This window comes from Xanthomonas sp. Leaf148 (assembly GCF_001423585.1).
Taxonomy (GTDB): domain Bacteria; phylum Pseudomonadota; class Gammaproteobacteria; order Xanthomonadales; family Xanthomonadaceae; genus Xanthomonas.
Genome location: NZ_LMOP01000001.1, coordinates 368,777 through 390,786, shown reverse-complemented (window position 1 = coordinate 390,786; position 22,010 = coordinate 368,777). Strand labels below are relative to the sequence as shown.

The window sequence follows — 22,010 nt, the reverse complement described above, 5'->3', positions numbered from 1 at the left end:
GAGCGCCGCCTTCATCCAACCTCATCGAAAGTCGCGGTGACACCCCTCGCAGGCCTCTGAAATCTGCCGTTTGATCGGCACGAACGCGGCGCAGCTGGACGGCGCGCTGCGCTGCGCCTGATCCAGAGCGACACGCAGTGCCTGGGCATGTTCGCCGAAGCGGCGGTCCTCGCCGATCTGTGGAAATGCCGGTTCCAGTTCGTCGGCCAGCAAGCGCAGCGATTGCAGCCGCGCCAGTTGCTGCGCGGGTGTGCACACGGCGCCCGGCGTCGGCTGCAATGCGCGCAATTGGTAGTCCAGCACGTGCATCAGGCTGTCGGGTACCGGGTCGCGCCGCGCCTGCAGCACGCGCGCCACCATCACGGTTGTGATCAGCCCGATCAACACACCCAGCACCAGCATGAAGGCGTAACGGGCAGCGCGGGATTGGTTGGGAGGTGTGGCGGACATGGCGAGCTGCTCCGGCAGGAAGGCGTGCGATGGGGCGGACGCGCGGGAGGTGGCGCGCGTAAAATAGGCCGATGAAAGCACAATGGCGTGAACGCTTTGCCGGTATCGACCGGCTGTACGGAGTCGGCACGGTGGAGCGGCTGTCCGCCTGCCGCGTGGCAGTGGTCGGCATGGGCGGGGTGGGCTCGTGGGTGGTCGAGGCGCTGGCACGGACCGGCGTCGGGCATCTGCGCCTGATCGATGCCGACGACCTGTGCGTGTCCAACACCAATCGGCAATTGCCGGCATTGGCCGGGCAGTACGGGCGCAACAAGGCGCGCGCCATGGCCGAGCGCTGCGTTGCGATCAACCCGGAGATCGAGGCCGATGCGGTGGAGGCGTTTCTCACCACCGGCAATATCGAAACGCTGCTGGGCGATGGCCTGGATCTGGTGATCGATGCCTGCGACAGTTTCCGGGTCAAGGTGGAAACCATCGCCTGGTGCCGCCGTCGCAAGCTGCCGCTGCTGACCGTGGGCGCCGCCGGCGGGCGCACCGATCCCACCCTGGTGCGCGTGCGCGATGTCTCGCGCACCGAACACGATGCGATGCTGGCGCTGATCCGCAAGAAGCTGCGTAGCGATTTCAATTTCCCCAAGAATGCGCAGCGCTATTTCGGCGTGCCGGCGGTGTACTCGCTGGAAAACGTCAAATACCCGCAGGCCGATGGCAGCGTGTGCGGCATTCGCCCGCAGCTCGATGCCGATGCCACGCTCAAGCTGGATTGCGGTGCCGGGCTGGGCGCGGCCACGCATATCACCGGCACGTTCGCGTTTGTGGCGGTGGGCAAGGCGCTGGAGATGTTGCTCAAGCCCAAGCCCGCTGCGTCCAAGCCGCTAGCCGAGGTTGCTGCCGCGTCGCCATAACTGCACGCGCGCGCTGCGGCGGCAGCTGGCCTATCAGCCCGGCAAGCCGAACAAGGCGCGCGCGTTGGCCGTGGTTTGCGTGGCGATATGGTCGGCGTCTTCGCCGCGCAGCTGCGCGATGCACGCCAAGACCGTGCGCAGAGCGGCCGGCTCGTTGCGCTCACCGCGGATGCTGGCATCGGGTTGATCGGGTGCGTCGGTTTCCAGCAGCAGGTGCTGCAATGGCATGGTTGCGGCCAGGCCGCGCAGGCGGTTGGCGCGTGGGTAGGTGACCGGGCCGCCCAGGCCGATCATGAAATCCAGCTTCCACAACTGCTGCGCCTGCTCGGGGCTGCCGGCAAAGCTGTGCACCACGCCGCGCAGGCCGCCAATGGCCTTGATGCGCGCGATGACTTCTTCGGTGGCGCGGCGCGCGTGCACGATCAGCGGCAGGTCGAAGCGTTTGGCCAGGTGCAATTGCCCATCGAAGTAGTCGCGCTGGGCCTGCGCGTCCAGGCCCTCCAGATAGAAATCCAGCCCGCATTCGCCGATCGCGCAGGGGCGCTCGCGTTCGATCCATTCGGTCAGTAGTTCCAGGTGCTCGGGGCGGTGCTGATCGAGAAAGATCGGATGCAGGCCATAGGCAGGATGCAGGCCCGGAGCCTGCGTGCACACTGCGCGCAGGTTCGGCCAGCTGGCCGCGGTGATCGCCGGCACTACTTGTTGGACGACGCCGGCCGCGCGCGCGCGGGCAACCACCGCAGCGCGGTCGTGGTCGAATTCGCTGGCGTCCAGATGGCAATGGCTGTCGATCAACTGCATCAGTCGCGGCGCACCGGTGCCGGCAGCGGCGCCTTGCGGGTCTTCCAGTTCGCCAGCAGCAGCGTGGTCAGGCCGAACAGCAATTCGTCCACGAATGGCACCAGATCCGGCACCAGTACATCCACCACGAACAGCGTGGCTGCCAGCTTGAACAAGGTGGGGTAGCGCAGCTTGGCCGCCCAGTCCAGGGCACGCGCGGTCAGAGGATTTCGCATGCGAGAGCTCCGGCTGTTAGAAGTGCATGAAGTAACCGCTAGCTGAACTTAACCGCGGCGTTCATGAGCGAGGGCGTTTTCGTTCAGGGTTCACGTGCTGGAATCACGCCGTCAACAACGCGGTACGTCCGCAGGGAGCTGGTCATGAAGAGCAACACGACAACTATACTGGTCGCTGCCGGTGCCTTGCTGGTAGGAGGCGTGGCCACTGCCGCCTTCATGAATAACCGTCCGTCGTCGGGCGACTTCGTCGCCAACGGCCAGCCGGCGCCGCGCGGTCTGGAATACGCCGATGTGGTCAAGGTCGCACCGATCACCCAGCGCGAGCCGCAGTACGCGCAGGTCGTCAACAGCGCCGCAATCCGCGAAACCACCACCAGTTCCTCGCCGCGCGAAGTATGCCGCGACGTGGTGGTGCAGGAACGTCTGCCCGAGCGCGATGGCAACGTCGGCGGCACCGTCGCAGGCGCAGTGATCGGTGGCCTGCTGGGCAACCAGGTAGGTGGCGGTAATGGCCGCAAGCTGGCGACCGTTGCTGGCGCTGTCGGTGGTGGCATGGTCGGCAATCGTGTGGACCGCAACCATGTCGGTGGCCGCGTGGTGGATCGCACCGAGCGCCAGTGCCACACCGAAAACGCCAATTCGAGTTCGTCGCGTGTGGTGGGCTACGACGTGACCTACCGCAATGCCGACGGCACCACCGGCACCATGCGTATGGACAGCAAGCCGGGCGAGCGCATTTCGCTGGGCGATGCCGACAACGTGGTGGCCTACGACGTGACCTACCGCTACGACGGTTTCGAAAAGACCGTGCGGATGAACGACAAGCCGGCGAGCGATCGTCTGGCCGTGGTCGATGGTCAGCTGGTGACCCAGACCGCCTCGACGGCGGGCGATCCCGGCGTCCGTCAGGACGCGGCGAGCAGCCGTCAGTAATCCGCAGGGATCGACATCACTGCAACGAGAGAGCCGGCATTGCCGGCTCTTTTCGTTTCAGCCCAGCGAGCTACCGCATGAGCACAACGGTGCTGAGCCGGGAACTGGCAGATAATCGCCGCCTCTCCTGTGGTGGAAACCAGCATGCCGGTGCGTCCCGATGATCTGTTCGATGTACGAGCGCTGCTGACCGACGAGGAGCGGGCGGTGCAGGATGCCGTCGCGCGTTTTACCGATGCCCGGGTACTGCCGGCGATCGGCGATGCCTTCGATGCGGGGCGGTTCCCACGCGAGTGGGTGCCGGAACTGGCGCAGCTGGGATTGCTCGGCGCCAGCCTGCCGGTCGGCGATGGCGGTGCGGGTCTGGGGGCGGTGTCCTACGGGTTGATTTGCCAGGAACTGGAGCGTGGCGACAGCGGTTTGCGCAGTTTCGTCAGCGTGCAGTCCTCGCTGTGCATGTATCCCATCCATGCCTATGGCAGCGACGCGCAACGCCAACGCTGGTTGCCGGAGATGGCCGCCGGCCGCGTGATCGGCTGCTTCGGCCTGAGCGAGGCGCAGGGCGGCTCGGACCCGGCGGCGATGACCACCCGTGCGGTGCGCGATGGCGATGGCTGGCGCTTGAACGGCGCCAAGATGTGGATCACCAACGGCAGCATCGCCAGCCTGGCCATCATCTGGGCGCATACCGACGATGGCGTGTGCGGCTTTCTGGTCGACACCGACAGCCCCGGGTTCAGTGCGCAGGACATCACCCACAAGATGAGCCTGCGCGCCTCGGTCACCTCCGCGCTGTTCCTGGACAACGTGTTCGTGCCCGAGCAGATGCGCCTGCCGAACGCGGCCGGGTTGAAGGCGCCGCTGGGCTGCCTCAACCAGGCGCGTTACGGCATTGCCTGGGGCGCCATCGGTGCTGCGGTGGCCTGCCTGCGCGAGGCGCTGGCCTACGCGGGCGAGCGCATCCTGTTCGGCCGGCCGCTGGCGGCCACCCAGAGCGCGCAGATCAAGCTGGCCGACATGGCGCGACGGATCTCCACCGCACAGCTGCTGGCGCTGCAGCTTGGCCGTTTGAAGGAGGCCGGGACGTTGCGGCCGGAACAGATCTCGCTGGCAAAGTGGAATAATTGCCGCATGGCGCTGGACGTGGCACGCGAATGCCGCGACCTGCTGGGGGCGGCCGGCATCACCACCGAACATGTGGCGATCCGGCATGCGCTCAACCTGGAATCGGTGATTACTTACGAGGGCACCGAAACCGTGCATCAGCTGGTGGTAGGACGTGCGCTGACGGGACTCAACGCGTTTTAACGAGGAGTAGGTGTTGATCGGCAAGGATGTGATGCGGCGCCTACGCGGCGTCTTCTGGACGGTGTGCGGGATCTGCGCGATTGCCGCAATCGCGATACCGCCGGCGCAGGCAAACGAGGCGCCGAGCATGGCTCCGGCACCAGCATGGGTGGTCGCCGATGCGGTGCCCGACAGCGTGCCGGGCGCGAGCGGGTTGCGCTATGAGTTGGTCTCCGATCAGGTCGATCTGACCGGCCCTGCGGCGCGCGCGTATCGGCGGCTGAGTTATACGGTGCAGCGGGCCAAGAGTCTGGACGAGGCCGGGCAGATCTCCATCGACTACCAGCCGCAGTATCAGACGTTGCAGCTCAACAGCCTGGATGTCTGGCGCGCGGGCCAGCGCATCGACATGCGTAGCCGCGCGCATTACGCCAAGCTACGCCGCGAAAGCGGCCTGGAAGAAGGCTTGATCGATGGCGCGCTGACGCTGTCGATCACCTTGCCGGACCTGCGCGTCGGCGACCGGGTGGATTACGGGGTGACCATCACCGGCAGCAACCCGGTGTTCGGCAAGGGCTATTACGACATCTTCGATGCGCGCTACGGCGTGCCGCTGGGCGAACGGCGGATTCGTGTGCGTTATCCCGCCGACATGGCCTTGCAGTGGCGCATCAGCGCGCCAGGCTTCAGCCGCAATGTCAGCAGTGCCGATGGGGTCACGCTGTTGAACATCGGGGCAAGCAATATCGCCGCGGTGCAGGAGGAAAAAGGCGCTCCCGACGATGTGGACCCGTATGGCGTGATCGAAGTGTCCACTGCCGGCAACTGGGCGAATGTGGCCGCATGGGCCGCGCAGTTGTATCCGGATGCGTTCAAGGATGCGCAGGTGGCCGCCAGCATGAGGCAGAGCCTGCGGCTGCACAGCGACGATGCGCAGGGCGCGTTGTTGCGCGCGGTGGCCTTCGTGCAGGGCGAGATCCGCTACGTCGGTCTGGACATGGGCGAAAACTCGCACGCGCCGCATGCGCCGGAAGTGACGTTGCGCAACCGCTACGGCGACTGCAAGGACAAGGCGACCTTGCTGATTGCGTTGTTGCAGCTGGCCGGCATCCGCGCCGAACCGGTGCTGGTCAGCAGCGACAAGGGCGCCGCACTGGACAAGCGCCTGCCCAGCCCCTACTCCTTCGACCATGTGGTGGTGCGCGCACATCTGCCGCAGGGCGATGTGTGGGTGGACGCCACGCGCGACCGCGAGGACGGCCCGCTTGCGCAGCGTCGGCCGCTGCCGTTCGTACGTGGATTGCCGGTCCTGGCCGGGCAGGATGCCCTGGTCGATGTGCCGGCGCCGATGCCGACCTTGCCGCAGGTCGAGGTCATCGAAGACATCGCGATTTCGCTGCGCAAACCGCAGCGCGTCGCCACTTTCAGCGTGGACACCACGTATCGGCAGGGACGCGGTGAGCGGGTGACATCGAGTTTCGAAAACGATGGCGCGCAGGCGATGGGCGAGCGCTATCTGGAGTTCATGCAGCAGTACTACACCGCGCTGACACAGGTCGATGCGCCGACCATCGACGATAGCGATGCATTGAATGTGCGCACGCACGAAACCTATCGGCTGGAATGGCCGGTGGCAGAAGGCGATGAAGTGGGTTTTCCGCTGTTTCAGCTCGGCGACTGGATGGATAGCTTGCCCAAGGAGGCGCGCAAGAGCCCGTTGGTGCTGCGCGGGCCGCAGCTGGCGCGGCAGACCGTGCGCGTGCAGAGCGACCCGGTGACGAAAGTGGATGCAGACACGCAGAGCGTGAGCAACCCCTGGTTTCGCTTCTCGCGCACGATTGCGATGCGCGATGGGCGCATCGAAATTGTCGGCGAATGGCAGCGTTTTACCGACCGCATTCCCGCTAACGGGGTGGAGCGTGCGGCGGCCGATATGGAGCGTGCGCGCGACCTGCTGTACTTCAATCACGACCTCAAGCCGCAGCGGCGCAAGCAACCGACCGATTGGCGGGCGCTGAGCTATCCGCTGGTCGGGTTGCTGGCCTTGATCGTGCTGGTGCTGGGTTGCCTGGCCTGGTGGCGTGGCGGTGGGCTGGGCGGGCTGCTGTTCGACCCGCACGGCACGGCGCAGCGCATGCCGCAGCAGGTTGGGCTGCAGCGCAGTGCCTGGGCGGTGTTTGCCGTGACCACGCTGGTGTCGGCGTGGATGTGGCTGCATGCGCTGCCATGGTGGATGCAGCTGGCCGGTGCTCTGGCCGTGGGCGCGGTGCTGGTGCTGGGCTGCGTGCTGCTCAAACAGTTGTTGCGCTGGATGGGCAGCGCGGCGCAGGTCGCGCGGCTGCTGCCGGCAATGGCGGGCAGCGTCTTGCCATGGCTGGTGTGCGTGCTCGCCGGGCTGGTGGCGCTCAAGGGCAAGCCGGCCCTGCTGCAGAGCGGTGCCAGCGATCCGGCCGGCATGGCGCAGTTGTCGATGTGCGTGCTGCTGTTGATGCTCGGCGGCCTGTGGTGGTCGGTGTGCTCGGTGCAGGCCGTTGCCGGTGCCACCGGGTGCGGACGCGCGCGCGCCTTCGGTGCCTGGGCGTTGACGCTGTCGCTGCTGGGTGTGGTGATCGCCGTGCTGGGCGTGCCGGTGGCGATCGTGGCGACGGGGTGAGATGGGCCATCGCTGCTGCAGTCCGACTGGCGATTGCAGTGCCCGCACCGGTGGCGGCAGGCGGCTGCCGATGCGTGCAAAGGGCTTTGCAAAGGCGCACGGGGCTGTGACACTGCCAGCCCCCTCGTCGTTGTCGCGGAGCCAGCTTGATGTCGACCGTGCGTCCCCCGTTGACCGTGCATGGCATGTCCAGTTCCGGCAACTGCTACAAGGTGCGTCTGCTGCTGGAGCAGCTGGGTAGCCGTTATCACTGGGTCGAAGTAGACAGCGTGGCGGGGCAGACCCGCACGCCCGAGTACCTGGCCAAGAATCCCAACGGCAAGGTGCCGATGGTGGAACGCGACGACGGCCGCGTGCTGACCGAATCCAACGCGATCCTGTTCTGGCTGGCTGAAGGCACGCCGTACCTGCCCACCGATGCGTGGCAACGTGCGCAGGCGCTGAGCTGGATGTTCTTCGAGCAATACAGCCACGAACCGTATCTGGCGGTGGCGCGCTTCATCAGTCTGTGGACCCCGCGCGATGCCGCGCGCCGCGCCGAATTGCCGCAGCTGCGCGTGCGCGGCGACCAGGCGCTGGCGGTGATGGAGCAGCATCTGCAGCAGCACGCCTGGTTTACCGGGAGCGACTACGGCATCGCCGACATCGCGCTGTTTGCTTACACGCATTGCGCCGAAGACGGCGGTTTCGATCTGGAGCGCTGGCCGGCGATCGGTGCCTGGCTGCAACGCGTGCGGGCGCTGTCGGGCTTCGTGCCGATGCCCCCACCTGCGGCGGTGGCGGCATGAGTCGGCAGGAGCGCTGAGCATGTGCGGATTGGCAGGAATGCTGCTGGCGTCGCCGCGTCTGCATGGCGAGCAGCTCGACGCGCTGGTGCGACCGATGGGTGCGGCCTTGCGTCATCGCGGCCCGGACGATGCAGGTACCTGGTGCGATGCGCAGGCCGGCGTGGCACTGGCGCACCAGCGGCTGAGCATTCTGGATCTGTCGCCGCTGGGCCATCAGCCGATGCGTTCGGCCGACGGCCGCTATGTGCTGGCCTACAACGGCGAGGTTTACAACTTTGCGCAACTGCGTGCCGCACTGGCTGCGCTCGGGCATCGCTTCCGCGGGCATTCCGATACCGAAGTGCTGCTGGCAGCGGTGGTGGAATGGGGGCTGGACGACACCTTGACCCGCTGCAATGGCATGTTCGCCATCGCACTGTGGGACGAGCGCGACAACTGCCTGTTCCTGGCGCGCGACCGTGTCGGCAAGAAGCCGCTGTACTACGGCTGGGCCGGCGACACGCTGGTGTTCGGTTCCGAACTCAAGGCGCTGTGGCAGCACCCGGATTTCGACAATGGGGTCGATCGCGACGCGCTGACCTTGCTGCTGCGCCTGGGCTACATCCCGGCGCCTGCCTGCATCCACGAGCGCACCTTCAAGCTGATGCCGGGCCGCGTGTTGCGGATGGATGCGCAGACCGTGGCGGCAGGTGCGGCCGCGCACCGTCCCGATCAGGCGCAACAGCCGTTCTGGAATGCGCGCGAAGCGATGCAGCGCGCCCTGGCAGCGCCATTTACCGGCACCGATGCGCAGGCCGAGGAACAACTCGATGGCGTGCTGCGCGATGCGGTGGCGCTACGCATGGTGGCCGACGTGCCGGTCGGCGTGTTCCTGTCCGGCGGCACCGACTCGTCCATCGTCACCGCGATGATGCAGGCGCAAAGCAGCCAGCCGGTGCACACCTTCAGCATCGGCTTTGAAGGCTCGCATCACGATGAAGCGCCGCTGGCGCGCGAAGTGGCCACGCATCTGCATACCGACCACACCGAGCTGTACGTCAGCGGTGCCGATGCATTGGCGGTGGTGCCGACCTTGCCGGACATGTTCGACGAGCCCTTCGCCGATGCGTCGCAGGTGCCGACCGCGCTGGTGGCACGCCTGGCACGCGGCGGCGTGACCGTGGCGCTGTCCGGCGATGGCGGCGATGAATTGTTCTTCGGCTATGGCCGCTACCAGCGTGCGCTGCGCAACTGGCGCATGCACGGCCTGGTGCCTGGCCCGTTGCGTCGCCTGATGGCGGTGGCGGCGCGCAGCAATGGCGAATCCTCGCGTACCGGCGGGCTGGCCGCGCTGGTGGCCGAGGCCGGCGCGCGCGGCATCGGCGACATCTACCGCAATCGCATTTCGCGCTGGCGCGACCCGGCCGCAGTGGTGCTGGGCGCCACCGAGCCGGACAGTTTCTACAGCCTGGCCGACCCGCTGCACGGCTCCGGCACGCCGGCCGACGCGATGATGCTGGCCGATTTCGCCGCGTATCTGCCCGACGACCTGTTGTGCAAGGTCGACCGCACCACCATGGCGGTGGGGCTGGAAGCGCGTGCACCGCTGCTGGACTGGCGCGTGGCCGAATTCGCCTGGTCGCTGCCGCTCTCGCTCAAGTACCGCGACGGCGTCAGCAAATACCTGCTCAAGCGCGTGCTGTGCCGCTATCTGCCCGACCCGATGGTCTACCGCGGCAAGCGCGGCTTCGGCGCGCCGGTCAGCGCCTGGCTGCGTGGCGATTTGAACGGCTGGGCGGACGATCTGCTGGCGCACGGCACGTTGGAGCGCGAGGGCGTGTTTGCCGCCGACACCGTTGCCGGACTATGGCGCGACTTCAACGGTGGCGAACGCAAATGGCACACGCACCTGTGGACGGTGCTGATGTTCCAGGCCTGGCAGGCGCACTGGCGCGAACAACGCGCGGCGATGACGCGCTGATCGTGATCGTGGCGATCAAGCGTTGATAGGTGCGGGAGACGGCGTCGCTGCGCCCGCGCGGAGTGTGACGCTGGACGCCGCGGCTCGAACATCAGGCCGGGTAGGAGCGGAGCGTCAACGCCTTGCAGGTGAAATCCTGGTGATCCGCGTGCCGTCGATGCGTGCGCCGCCGGTTGAGCCGCCGGTGCCGGTCGGCGTTTCACCAGCTCTGAGCATGGGGCTGGGTAGGGTGGGGCCCTGATTCCACGGAGCGTCCCCCATGAGCAAGATCAGTATTGCCGTCCTGGTCGGCAGCCTGCGCGCAGAGTCGTACAACCGTCAGCTGGCGCGCGCGCTGGAGCATCTGGCTGGCGACAAGGCCGTGTTCGAGTATGTGGAAATCGGCGATATCCCGCTGTACAACCAGGACCACGACGGCGACTACCCGGCCGAGGGCACGCGCCTGAAGCAGCAGATCCGCGCGGCCGATGCGGTGTTGTTCGTCACGCCCGAGTACAACCGTTCGATTCCCGGCGTGCTCAAGAACGCCATCGACACCGGCTCGCGTCCTTACGGCGACAGCGCGTTTAGCGGCAAGCCGGCAGCGGTGGTCGGTATCTCGGTCGGCGCGATCGGTACCGCGACTGCACAGCAGCATCTGCGCAATGTGCTGGCCTATCTGAACATGCATGTGCTGGGCCAGCCGGAGGTCTTCCTGCAGTACAAGGACGGCCTGTTCGGCCCGGACGATCAGATCGCCAATGCCGACAGCCGCAAATTCCTGCAGAGCTTTGTCGATGCGTTTCTGGGCCTGGTCGCGCACCTTAAGCATTGAGTTGATCACAGCGTTGTCGCGGCGGGTGCGCGCTCGCCGGGCAGCCTGGCTAGGGTGCTGAAAGCCAGACAGGGCAAGGGTCGCGGCTGCTGAGACAGCGCTCGCGTACAAAGGTGATGCACTGGCTGTCCACCAGTTATCCACAGAGTTGTGCATGGTCGTCGGCGCCGTCGATGACTATGCTTCCTGCCCTCGTCTCCCCGCGTCAGGTTTGTTCGTCCATGTCCGCTCGTCCTGGTTTCCGTTCCAAGCGCAATCGTGATCGCGACGACGACGATTACGATCGTCCCGAGCCGCGTCTGGACCAGTTGCGCGTGCCGCCGCATTCGGTCGAAGCCGAACAGGCTGTGCTTGGCGGGCTGATGCTGGCACCGGAAGCATTCGATCGGGTCAACGACCAGCTCACCGACAACGATTTTTACCGGCGCGACCACCGGCTGATCTACCGCGCGATCCGCGAGTTGAACGAGAAAGACCGTCCGTTCGACGCGGTGACGCTGGGCGAGTGGTTCGAGTCGCAGGGCAAGCTGGAGCAGGTGGGCGATGGCGCGTATCTGATCGAGCTGGCCAGCACCACGCCGTCGGCCGCCAATATCGCCGCGTATGCGGAAATCGTGCGCGACAAGGCTGTGCTGCGGCAGCTCATCGAAGTGGGCACCACCATCGTCAACGATGGCTTTCAGCCGGAAGGGCGCGAGAGCGTGGAGCTGTTGGCATCGGCGGAAAAAGCGGTGTTCAAGATCGCCGAAGCAGGCGCGCGCGGGCGCACCGATTTCGTAGCGATGCCGGGCGCATTGAAGGACGCGTTCGAAGAGCTGCGCAACCGGTTCGAAAACGGCGGCAACATCACCGGTCTACCGACCGGCTACACCGACTTCGATGCAATGACCGCCGGCCTGCAGCCGACCGATCTGATCATCCTGGCCGCGCGTCCGGCCATGGGCAAGACCACGCTGGCGCTGAACATCGCCGAATACGCTGCGATCAAGTCCAAGAAGGGCGTGGCGGTATTTTCGATGGAAATGTCGGCATCGCAGCTGGCGATGCGTCTGATCTCCTCCAACGGTCGCATCAATGCGCAGCGTCTGCGTACCGGTGCGCTGGAAGACGAGGATTGGGCGCGCGTGACGGGCGCGATCAAGATGCTGAAAGAAACCAAGATCTTCATCGATGACACGCCAGGCGTGTCGCCGGAAGTGCTGCGTTCCAAGTGCCGCCGGCTCAAGCGCGAACACGACCTGGGCCTGATCGTCATCGACTACCTGCAGCTGATGTCGGTGCCGGGCAACAGCGAAAACCGCGCGACCGAAATTTCGGAAATCTCGCGTGGTCTCAAGGGCCTGGCCAAGGAACTCAACGTGCCGGTGATTGCGCTGTCGCAGCTCAACCGCTCGCTGGAAACCCGTACCGACAAGCGCCCGGTGATGGCCGACTTGCGCGAATCCGGCGCAATCGAGCAGGACGCCGACATGATCGTCTTCATTTACCGCGACGATTACTACAACAAGGAAAATTCGCCGGACAAGGGCCTGGCCGAGATCATCATCGGCAAGCACCGTGGCGGACCGACCGGCTCGTGCAAGCTCAAGTTCTTCGGCGAATACACTCGCTTCGACAATCTGTCGCACGACTCGGTGGGCAGCTTCGAGTAAGTGCCTTGTCAGCGCTGCCTGCGGTCGTGGGCGGCGGTTGAACGGCAGTGGCGCGGCAACGCTTGCGCCTCCGTCCATGAGCGCGCGCGTGCGGCGATATCGATGTCGCTGCGGTAGCGCGTGAGCGATCCACTGCCGCGCAACGTGTGCTGCCGGCGGACGACCCGCATGTCGGAGTGGGCCGGGCATCGCGCCATCGTTGCGTGCGCTGGCTTATGCTGCGCAGCCTCATCGCCGCTGCCGAGTTCGCATGTCATACGCCATCGTCTGGTTCCGTCGCGATCTGCGTCTGCAGGACAACCCGGCCCTGCGCGCTGCGCTGGATGCCGGGCATGACCCGATTCCGCTCTACATCGACGCACCGCACGAAGAGGGCGAGTGGGCGCCTGGCGCGGCTTCGCGCAGCTGGCGACATCGTTCGCTTGCGGCGCTGGACAACGCGCTGCGTGCGTTGGGGAGCGGCCTGGTCATCCGTGCCGGCAACAGTGCGCAGGTGCTGGATGAGGTGATCGCGCAGACCGGCGCAGTGGCGGTGTATTGGAACCGCAAGTACGAGCCGGCCACCCAGCCGCGCGATGCGCAGATCAAGCGCAGCCTGCGTGAGCGCGGCATCGAGGTGCAAAGCTGCAATTCCGCGTTGCTGTTGGAGCCCTGGCAGTTGTCGACGCAACAGGGCGGCCCGTACAAGGTCTTTACCCCGTTCTGGCGCAACGCGCTGACCCAGTTGCAGCTGCCCACTACGGTGCCGGCGCCGCGCAGTTTGCCGCCGTTGCCTGCGAAGGTAAAAACCGTTGCGCTGGAGTCGCTGCAGTTGCTGCCGCGCTTGAACTGGGACCAAGGATTCTGGGAGCACTGGCAGCCCGGCGAGGCCGGTGCACATGAAATGCTGGAGATCTTCATCGACGGTGCGCTCAACGGGTATCGCGAAAACCGCGACCGTCCCGATCGCGTCGGTACCTCGCAACTGTCGCCGCATCTGCATTTCGGCGAGATCGCACCGTGGCGGATTGCCAGCACGCTGGAAGCGCATCGCAACGCGCGCAATGGTGCCGAGATCGATGGCTACATCCGCCAGCTGGGTTGGCGCGATTTTGCGTATCACCTGCTGCATCACTTCCCGGACACCACCAACCAGAATCTCAACCCGCGCTTCGAAGGGTTTGACTGGGCCAAGGTCGATCCGGTCGCATTGCAGGCCTGGCAACGCGGCCGCACCGGCATTCCGATCGTCGATGCAGGCATGCGTCAGCTCTGGCACACCGGCTGGATGCACAACCGTGTGCGCATGATCGTGGCCAGTCTGCTGTGCAAGCATCTTCGCGTGCACTGGATCGAAGGCGCGCGCTGGTTCTGGGACACGCTGGTGGATGCGGACCTGGCCAACAACACCATGGGCTGGCAATGGGTGGCCGGCACCGGTGCCGATGCCGCGCCGTATTTCCGCGTGTTCAACCCGGTCACGCAGGCAGAAAAATTCGATCCGCAAGCCACCTACATCACGCGCTGGGTGCCCGAACTCGGCAAGCTCGCGGTGAAGGAACGCTTCGCCCCCTGGCTGCATCCGTTGTCGCTCGCACGCTTCGCACCGGAGTATCCGCGCACACCGATCATTGGTCTTGCAGAAGGGCGCGATGCGGCGTTGGCCGCCTATGCAAAAACGCGGGGCTGACTGCGGCGCGTGTGCTGCGGCATGTGCGTGTGCATCTGCAGTGCAGGCACGTCGCAACGCCCAACGCTCCCTCGATGCGGTCGCGTTGCAACGCAGGCAGCTGCAATTTTCGTCATGTTTTCGCGTGTGGCCACCGAAAACGTTTTCCTGAATGGACGGCTATCCGTACGTCATCCATGACCATTTTCATCATGCGCCAGTCGCGTTGGCCTGTTTATCCTCGCCACCACGATTGAGTGCCGGATGTTCCGGCCACAGGAGAACACCATGTCCCCAGCAGCCACCAAGAGTCTCGCCGTTGCCCTGGTCAGCGCCATCGCGCTGTCCGCCTGCGCTACCGGCGGCTCGTATGTGCAGCGCGATCAATATGGCGACCAGACCCAACAGCAGAACCGCACCGGCCGCAATGCGCTGATCGGCACCGCGATCGGTGTGGCTGCGGGCCTGCTCACCGGCGACAGCGCTACCGAGCGTCGTCAGCACGCCATGGTTGGTGCTGGTATCGGTGCACTGAGCGGCGCGGCGGTTGGTCAGTACCAGGATCGGCAGGAACGCGCGTTGCGTGAGCGCACCGCCAATACCGGTATCGACGTGCAGCGCCAGGGCGACAACATCACCTTGAACCTGCCCGACGGCATCACCTTCGACTTCGGCAAGTCTGCGTTGAAGCCGCAGTTCTACAGCGCGCTCAATGGCGTCGCCTCCACGCTGCGCGAGTACAACCAGACCATGGTGGAAGTGGTGGGCCATACCGATAGCGTCGGCAGCGATGCGGTGAATCAGCGCCTGTCCGAAGAGCGTGCCGGCGCCGTGGCGCAGTATCTGACCGCACAGGGCGTGCAGCGCGAACGCATGGAAACTATGGGTGCCGGCAAGCGCTACCCGATCGCCGACAACAGCACTGACGCCGGTCGCGCGCAGAACCGCCGCGTGGAAATCCGCTTGATTCCGCTGCGTGCGGAAGGCGCTGCCAGCAACACCGGCATGCGTTGAGTACGTCGTATGTGTGAAGTGTGCGCTGGTGACTCCTCGCCAGCGCAGAAGTCCTGAAGCAGGCCGCGAGAGCGGCCTGCTTTTTTATGTCGAACCAGAAATTTCAAGCGAAAGCGCGGCGTGATGTTGCCAGTTCGACCTGCGCACGTACCCGCATCCGCCCGTCGGGCAGCTTCTCCCGACGGGAGCAGGATCCATCTAAGCCCACTCGACTAACGCGCGCGACTCAAGCACGCAGTCACGCAGTCACGTGTTCCAGAATGCGCTTGCCTTCCGCACGTTCGGCTTCGACTTCGACTTCCACTTCCGCCTCGCTGTTGGCCTTTTGCGCAGCCAACCGTGCCGGGCACTGGGCCATCATGTAATCCGCGTCGAAGTTCATCCGCGTCACCAGAAAGTCCACGAACGCGCGCACTTTGGGCGACACCAGGCGGCCGCCGGCAAACACTGCGTTGAAATCCACTTCCGGCCCGGTCCAGCCAGCGAGGACGCGACGCACCAGGCCCGATTGCACGAACGGTTTGGCCATCACATCGCCGGTCAGCAGCAACCCTTCGCCGCATAACACCGCACCGTTGAGCGCGGCCGGGTCATTGGCCACCATCAATGGATTGACCGGAAAATCGCGCACATCGCTGCCATCGCTGAGCGACCAGAAAAAGCGGTTGTTGTGCACGTTGCGGTTCTTGCGCAATGCCAGCGTGCGATGGAATTGCAGCTCGTCCGGATGCAGCGGCTCGCCATAGCGTTCGATATACGACGGGCTGGCAAACACCTGCGTGCGCAGGCTGCCCAGCTTGCGTGCGACCAGGTTCGAATCGGGCAGGGCACCGACGCGCAATGCCAGATCGGCTTCGCCGCCGATCAGGTCCAGCTTCTCGTTGCCCAGATGCATATCCAGCTGGATTTCCGGGTATTGCGCATGGAATTCGCCCAGCAATGGCGCGATCCAGGTAATGCCCAGCGAATACGGCACGGTAAACCGCAGCCAGCCGCGAGGGCCAGACTGCAATTGCCCGACTGCGCTTTCGGCTTCTTCCAGTTCGCGGGCGATGCGCTGGCAATGTTCGTGATACACCGAGCCGGCTTCGGTCAGGCCGATGCGCCGCGTGGTCCGGTGCAGCAGGCGCGCACCCAGCCGCGTTTCCAGTTCCTGCACCTTGCGGCTGACGGTGGTCTTGGGCAGGCCAAGCGCGTTGGCGGCAGCAATGAAGCTGCCTTGTTCGACCACCTTGACGAAGATCAGGGTGTCGTTGAGATCGTGTGTCATGGGACTGCCTTCCGGGGGTCAGGAGGGATTGGACCGCTTGCGGGACGATTATTCCCCTAAATCCGGACTAATCAAGTGCTACTTTCAGGCCTAGCTTATGCGGCATCCCCTCCATGCAGGAGCACGGCCATGTGGTTGTGCGATGTCTTCGGCTTGTCCTCTAACGCGCGCAGCGCCATCGAAAGCGCTTTCGATCCGGTGGTTTCCTCGGCAAGAAGCCCGCGTGCCAGCGTTTCACGTGGCTTTTCTGCTTCGCCCAAGCGGCAGGCTGGCGGTGCGCCCATGCAGCGGACTGGACTGCAGGCGCGCTGGGTACAGCGCGGAATTGTCCCGATGTCGGGAGTGAAAGTCCCATGATCGGGATGGTCCAATCCGAAACCGTCGTAATCGGCGGTGCGGGCAACGTTGGTGCCGGGATCGTCACCGCGTTGCTCGACGCCGGCATGCCGGTGTTGGTGATTGGACGCGATGCCGCCAAGCTCGACGCGCTACGCGCGCAGCATGGCAATGCCCCGCTGCTGGAGACCCTGCAAGGCTCGGTGGCCGATGACGCCTCGGCACAGGCGCTGGCCACCGAGCTGGCGCAGCGGTCGCGCCCCTTGGGCGCAGTGATCGCCAGCCTGGGCAGCCCGCGGAAGGCCGGGCGCTTGCTGGATCGGCCGGTGACGGCGCTGCGTCGGCGCCTGGAGCGCGACGTGCTGCCGCATCTGGCGGCGGCTCGTCACCTGCTGCCGCTGCTGGCCGAAGCCGACGGCGGCGGCCGCTATCTGTTGCTTGGCAGCCCGTGCGCGCTGCGCGCCTGGGCGGCGCACGGCGACAGTTCGGTGGCCGCCGCCGCCATCCGCATGCTCGCCCAGGTGCTGCATGAAGAAGCCAAACCGCTGGGCGTGCGCGTGCATCTGCTCTCGGTCGAACAACCGGTGTGCACGCCGGGCCGTGCCAAGGACGCGTGCCCGGAATGGATTCGCGCCGTGGATGTCGGCCGCGCCGCCGTCTCGCTCATCGCCGGGCCTGGCCAGCCCGGACAACCCATCGTGACCGTCAGTCGTCGTCTTTCTACCGCGCCGTCGGTGGACCGGCTGGCCGGTCTGCATTTGCCCATCCCCACTCGAGAGATCTCTCCATGACCCCGAACGCCACCCCGTTCCGTTTTCCGATGCGTACTGTTCTGACGGGCGCCGTGCTCGCGGTCGTGCTTGCCGCCTGCGGCGGCGGTGCCGCGCAGACCGGCGCGCCGCCGCCGCCCAGCGTCAGCGTCGCGCCGGTGCTGATGAAAGAGATCAGCCAGTGGGACGAATTCAGCGGCCGCATCGAGGCGGTGCAAAGCGTCGAATTGCGCCCGCGCGTGTCCGGCTACATCGACAAGGTGAATTACACCGAAGGCGCCGAAGTGAAGAAGGGCGATGTGCTCTTCAGCATCGACGACCGTAGCTACCGCGCCGATTTCGCCCGCGCCAACGCAGCGATGGTGCGGGCCCGCACCCAGGCCACGCTGGCGCGCAGCGAAGCGGCACGTGCGCGCAAACTCTCCGACCAGCAGGCCATTTCCACCGAAATCTGGGAGCAGCGTCGCGCCGCCGCCGATCAGGCCGATGCCGATCTGCTGGCCGCACAAGCGGCAGTGGACACCGCCAAGCTCAATCTGGACTGGAGCCGCGTGCGCGCGCCGATCGACGGCCGCGCCGGGCGTGCGATGGTCACCGCCGGCAACCTGGTCACCGCCGGCGACAGCGCCAGCGTGCTGACCACGCTGGTGTCGCTGGACAAGGTGTTCGTCTACTTCGATGCCGACGAAGGCACCTTCCTGCGCTACTCGCAGATGGCCCGCAACGGCGAGCGTCCGGACGAACGCGGCGGCGAGTTGCCGGTGCGTATCGGCCTGGTCGGCGAGCAGGGCTTCCCGCACGCCGGGCGCGTGGATTTCCTGGATAACCAGGTAACCCGCAGCACCGGCACCATTCGGGTGCGTGCCGTGCTCGACAACGCGCAGCGGCAGTTCACGCCGGGCCTGTATGCGCACGTGCAGTTGCTGGGCAGCGGCCAGTTCAAGGCCATGCTGGTCGACGAAAAAGCCGTGTTGACCGACCAGGACCGCAAATACGTATACGTGGTCGACAAGGATGGCAAGGCGCAGCGTCGCGATGTGGAGCTTGGTCGCAGTGCCGATGGGCTGCGCATCGTGCGCAAGGGTCTGGCCGCGGGCGACCGCGTCGTGGTCGATGGCGTGCAGAAGATCTTCATGCCCGGCATGCCGGTCGATGCCAAGGCCGTGGCCATGGCCGCCGCATCGGACAAACGCACCGCGTCGAACTGATTCATCGCTGCATCGCGCTTCGACCACCGGCCTGACACCCAGACCGGATCGGGGCCGCTGTGCCGCGCCGCCACCCGGCGGCAACCTCTTTCAGGACCACCCCAATGGACTTTTCCCGTTTTTTCATCGACCGGCCGATCTTTGCCGCGGTGCTGTCGATCATCATCTTCGCGGCCGGCCTGATCGCCATGCCGCTGCTGCCCATCAGCGAATACCCCGAAGTGGTACCGCCGAGCGTGCAGGTGCGTGCGGTGTATCCGGGCGCCAACCCCAAGGTCATTGCCGAGACCGTCGCCACGCCGCTTGAAGAAGCGATCAACGGCGTCGAAAACATGATGTACATGAAGTCGGTGGCCGGCTCGGACGGCGTGCTGGTGGTCACCGTGACCTTCAAGCCCGGCACCGATCCGGACCAGGCACAGGTGCAGGTGCAGAACCGCGTCAGCCAGGCGCAGGCGCGTCTGCCCGAAGACGTGCGCCGGCAGGGTGTGACCACCCAAAAGCAGTCGCCGACGCTGACCATGGTGGTGCATCTGACCTCGCCCAAGGGCAAGTACAACTCGCTGTACCTGAGCAACTACGCCACCTTGAAGGTCAAGGACGAGCTGTCGCGTCTGCCCGGCGTGGGCCAGATCCAGATCTTCGGTTCGGGCGACTACGCCATGCGTATCTGGCTGAATCCGGACAAGGTGGCCGCGCGCGGGCTCACCGCCAGCGACGTGGTCGCTGCGATCCGCGAACAGAACGTGCAGGTCTCCGCCGGCCAGCTCGGCGCCGAGCCGATGCCGAACAAGAGCGACTTCCTGCTCTCGATCAATGCGCAGGGCCGCCTGACCACCGAAGAAGAGTTCGGCAACATCGTGATCCGCAGCGGCAACAGCGGCGAGATCGTGCGCTTGAGCGATGTGGCGCGTCTGGAGCTGGGCGCCGGCAACTACACTTTGCGTTCGCAGCTGGACAACCAGAACGCGGTGGGCATGGGCGTGTTCCAGTCGCCCGGTGCCAACGCGATCGAATTGTCGGACGCCGTGCGCGCCAAGATGGCCGAGCTGGAAAAGCAGTTCCCGCAGGACATGGCCTGGTCGGCAGCGTATGACCCCACCGTGTTCGTGCGCGACTCGATCAGCGCCGTGGTGCACACGCTGCTGGAAGCGGTGCTGTTGGTGGTGCTGGTGGTGATCCTGTTCCTGCAGACCTGGCGCGCTTCGATCATTCCGTTGCTGGCGGTGCCGGTGTCGGTGGTGGGCACGTTTGCGGCGCTGTATCTGCTGGGGTTCTCGATCAATACCTTGAGCCTGTTCGGCCTGGTGTTGGCGATCGGCATCGTGGTCGACGATGCGATCGTGGTGGTGGAAAACGTCGAGCGCAATATCGAAGAAGGTCTTACCCCGCTGGCAGCTGCGCATCAGGCGATGCGCGAAGTGTCCGGGCCCATCATCGCCATCGCGCTGGTGCTGTGCGCAGTGTTCGTGCCGATGGCGTTCCTGTCGGGTGTGACCGGTCAGTTCTACAAGCAGTTCGCGGTGACCATCGCCATTTCCACGGTGATTTCGGCGATCAACTCGCTGACCTTGTCGCCGGCGCTGGCAGCCATGCTACTCAAGGCGCACGACGCGCCGAAGGACGGCCCGTCGCGGTTGATCGATCGTTTGTTCGGTTGGCTGTTCCGCCCGTTCAACCGCTTCTTCAACAGCAGCTCGCACAAGTATCAGGGCGCGGTGTCGCGTGCGCTGGGCAAGCGTGGCGCGGTGTTCATGGTGTATCTGCTGCTGCTGGTCGGCACCGGTTTCATGTTCAAGATCGTGCCGGGCGGCTTCATTCCGACCCAGGACAAGCTGTACCTGATCGCCGGTACCAAGCTGCCGGAAGGCGCTTCGCTGGAGCGCACCAATGAGGTGATCCGTCAGATCACCCAGATCGCGCTGCAGACCGAAGGCGTGGACCATGCGATTGCGTTCCCGGGTTTGAATCCGCTGCAGTTCACCAACACGCCCAATACCGGCACGGTGTTTCTGACGCTCAAGCCGTTCAGTCAGCGCACCCGTACCGCCGCGCAGATCAATGCGGAAATCAACGCACGTATCAGCCAGATCCAGCAGGGCTTTGCGTTCGCCTTCATGCCGCCGCCGATTCTGGGTCTGGGCCAGGGCTCGGGCTACTCGCTGTATATCCAGGACCGTGCAGGTCTGGGCTATGGCCAGTTGCAGAGTGCGGTGAATGCGATGTCCGGTGCGATCGCACAAACGCCGGGCATGCAGTTCCCGATCGGTACCTACCAGGCCAACGTGCCGCAGCTCGATGCCAAGGTCGACCGCGACAAGGCCAAAGCGCAGGGCGTGCCGCTGACCAATCTGTTCGACACGCTGCAGACCTACCTGGGCTCGTCGTACATCAACGACTTCAATCGCTTCGGTCGCACCTATCAGGTGATCGCCCAGGCCGATGGACAGTTCCGCGACAGCGTCGAAGACATTGCCAACCTGCGCACCCGCAATGCCAACGGCCAAATGGTGCCGATCGGCAGCATGGTCACGCTGGGCCAGACCTACGGCCCGGATCCGGTGATCCGCTACAACGGCTACCCGGCTGCCGATCTGATCGGTGAAGCGGACCCGCGCGTGCTGTCGTCCACCGAGGCGATGCACACGCTGGCCGGCATGGCACCGAAGGTATTGCCCAACGGCATGAACATCGAATGGACCGACCTGAGTTATCAGCAGTCCACGCAGGGCAACTCGGCATTGATCGTGTTCCCGATGGCGGTGTTGCTGGCGTTCCTGGTGCTGGCCGCGTTGTACGAAAGCTGGACCCTGCCGCTGGCGGTGATCCTGATCGTGCCGATGACCTTGCTGTCTGCGTTGTTCGGTGTGTGGCTCACTGGCGGCGACAACAACGTGTTCGTGCAGGTGGGCCTGGTGGTGTTGATGGGCCTGGCGTGCAAGAACGCGATCCTGATCGTGGAATTCGCCCGCGAGCTGGAGATGCACGGCAAGGGCATTGTCGAGGCCGCGCTGGAAGCCTGCCGCCTGCGTCTGCGCCCGATCGTGATGACCTCCATCGCCTTCATCGCCGGCACCGTGCCGCTGGTGTTCGGCCATGGCGCCGGCGCCGAAGTGCGCTCGGTCACCGGTATCACCGTGTTCGCCGGCATGCTGGGCGTGACCTTGTTCGGCCTGTTCCTGACCCCCGTGTTCTACGTGGCGCTGCGCAAGTGGGTGACCCGTCGCGGGCCCGCTGCACCGGCCGCCGTTTCGCATGACACGGTCAAGGCGTAAGCCAATCACTTCCCCCAATTGAAGAGGA

Annotated in this window: 18 protein-coding genes; 14 read left to right on the top strand and 4 right to left on the bottom strand. The window is 65.4% G+C overall.

Annotation, left to right across the window (positions count from 1 at the left end):
- Positions 1 to 21: 21 nt before the first annotated feature.
- A complete protein-coding gene (locus ASF90_RS01615) occupies positions 22 to 450 on the bottom strand; it encodes a hypothetical protein (protein ID WP_055844989.1) in 429 nt (142 codons plus the stop codon).
- A 71-nt stretch (positions 451 to 521) separates the two neighbouring features.
- On the opposite strand from ASF90_RS01615, the gene ASF90_RS01610 reads away from it, so the two are divergent.
- A complete protein-coding gene (locus tag ASF90_RS01610; RefSeq protein ID WP_055844986.1) occupies positions 522 to 1,355 on the top strand; it encodes a tRNA threonylcarbamoyladenosine dehydratase in 834 nt (277 codons plus the stop codon).
- Positions 1,356 to 1,388: 33 nt separating this feature from the next.
- Here the strand turns inward: ASF90_RS01610 and ASF90_RS01605 are convergent, their stop codons facing one another.
- A complete protein-coding gene (locus ASF90_RS01605; RefSeq protein ID WP_055844983.1) occupies positions 1,389 to 2,156 on the bottom strand; it encodes a TatD family hydrolase in 768 nt (255 codons plus the stop codon).
- On the bottom strand, positions 2,156 to 2,371 hold the full coding sequence (locus ASF90_RS01600; protein ID WP_055844980.1) for a DUF6116 family protein: 216 nt from the start codon (positions 2,369 to 2,371) through the stop codon (positions 2,156 to 2,158). The genes ASF90_RS01605 and ASF90_RS01600 overlap by 1 nt, the downstream gene beginning before the upstream one ends.
- Before the next feature lie 144 nt (positions 2,372 to 2,515).
- Between ASF90_RS01600 and ASF90_RS01595 the strand changes: the two genes are divergently transcribed.
- From ASF90_RS01595 to ASF90_RS01555, 9 genes are all read left to right on the top strand, one after another.
- The gene (locus ASF90_RS01595) at positions 2,516 to 3,307 is read left to right on the top strand and encodes a glycine zipper 2TM domain-containing protein (protein WP_055844978.1); all 792 of its coding nucleotides are present in this window, start codon (positions 2,516 to 2,518) and stop codon (positions 3,305 to 3,307) included.
- A gap of 132 nt (positions 3,308 to 3,439) precedes the next feature.
- Positions 3,440 to 4,615, top strand: a complete 1,176-nt coding sequence (locus ASF90_RS01590; RefSeq protein ID WP_193552565.1) for an acyl-CoA dehydrogenase family protein — start codon at positions 3,440 to 3,442, stop codon at positions 4,613 to 4,615.
- An 88-nt stretch (positions 4,616 to 4,703) separates the two neighbouring features.
- The gene (locus tag ASF90_RS01585; RefSeq protein ID WP_055846211.1) at positions 4,704 to 7,247 is read left to right on the top strand and encodes a DUF3857 domain-containing protein; all 2,544 of its coding nucleotides are present in this window, start codon (positions 4,704 to 4,706) and stop codon (positions 7,245 to 7,247) included.
- Between the two features lie 149 nt (positions 7,248 to 7,396).
- Positions 7,397 to 8,035 (top strand): glutathione S-transferase family protein, encoded by a 639-nt coding sequence (locus tag ASF90_RS01580; protein ID WP_055844975.1) that lies wholly within the window; start codon positions 7,397 to 7,399, stop codon positions 8,033 to 8,035.
- 19 nt (positions 8,036 to 8,054) lie between these two features.
- Positions 8,055 to 9,995, top strand: coding sequence for an asparagine synthase (glutamine-hydrolyzing) (asnB, locus tag ASF90_RS01575; protein ID WP_055844972.1), 1,941 nt, complete (start codon positions 8,055 to 8,057; stop codon positions 9,993 to 9,995).
- 259 nt (positions 9,996 to 10,254) lie between these two features.
- Complete coding sequence (locus tag ASF90_RS01570) at positions 10,255 to 10,809, top strand: NADPH-dependent FMN reductase (RefSeq protein WP_055844970.1); 555 nt, start codon at positions 10,255 to 10,257, stop codon at positions 10,807 to 10,809.
- Between the two features lie 221 nt (positions 10,810 to 11,030).
- Complete coding sequence (locus ASF90_RS01565) at positions 11,031 to 12,461, top strand: replicative DNA helicase (protein ID WP_055844967.1); 1,431 nt, start codon at positions 11,031 to 11,033, stop codon at positions 12,459 to 12,461.
- 250 nt (positions 12,462 to 12,711) lie between these two features.
- Positions 12,712 to 14,130, top strand: a complete 1,419-nt coding sequence (locus tag ASF90_RS01560; RefSeq protein WP_055844964.1) for a deoxyribodipyrimidine photo-lyase — start codon at positions 12,712 to 12,714, stop codon at positions 14,128 to 14,130.
- Positions 14,131 to 14,397: 267 nt separating this feature from the next.
- Positions 14,398 to 15,123: an OmpA family protein gene (locus ASF90_RS01555; RefSeq protein ID WP_055844961.1), complete on the top strand. Its 726-nt coding sequence runs from the start codon at positions 14,398 to 14,400 to the stop codon at positions 15,121 to 15,123.
- Positions 15,124 to 15,361: 238 nt separating this feature from the next.
- On the opposite strand, the gene ASF90_RS01550 is transcribed toward ASF90_RS01555, so the two are convergent.
- Entirely contained in the window at positions 15,362 to 16,393 is a 1,032-nt protein-coding gene (locus ASF90_RS01550) for a LysR family transcriptional regulator (protein ID WP_055844956.1), read from the bottom strand.
- 129 nt (positions 16,394 to 16,522) lie between these two features.
- On the opposite strand from ASF90_RS01550, the gene ASF90_RS21145 reads away from it, so the two are divergent.
- The 4 genes from ASF90_RS21145 (at position 16,523) to ASF90_RS01530 (ending at position 21,982) form a co-directional block, all read left to right on the top strand.
- A complete protein-coding gene (locus ASF90_RS21145; RefSeq protein WP_082473369.1) occupies positions 16,523 to 16,750 on the top strand; it encodes a hypothetical protein in 228 nt (75 codons plus the stop codon).
- Entirely contained in the window at positions 16,747 to 17,520 is a 774-nt protein-coding gene (locus ASF90_RS01540) for an SDR family NAD(P)-dependent oxidoreductase (protein WP_055844950.1), read from the top strand. The genes ASF90_RS21145 and ASF90_RS01540 overlap by 4 nt, the downstream gene beginning before the upstream one ends.
- Entirely contained in the window at positions 17,517 to 18,707 is a 1,191-nt protein-coding gene (locus ASF90_RS01535; RefSeq protein WP_055844946.1) for an efflux RND transporter periplasmic adaptor subunit, read from the top strand. Before ASF90_RS01540 ends, ASF90_RS01535 begins: the two co-directional genes overlap by 4 nt.
- A 104-nt stretch (positions 18,708 to 18,811) precedes the next feature.
- Positions 18,812 to 21,982, top strand: coding sequence for an efflux RND transporter permease subunit (locus ASF90_RS01530; protein WP_055844944.1), 3,171 nt, complete (start codon positions 18,812 to 18,814; stop codon positions 21,980 to 21,982).
- The last annotated feature ends 28 nt before the right edge of the window (positions 21,983 to 22,010 follow it).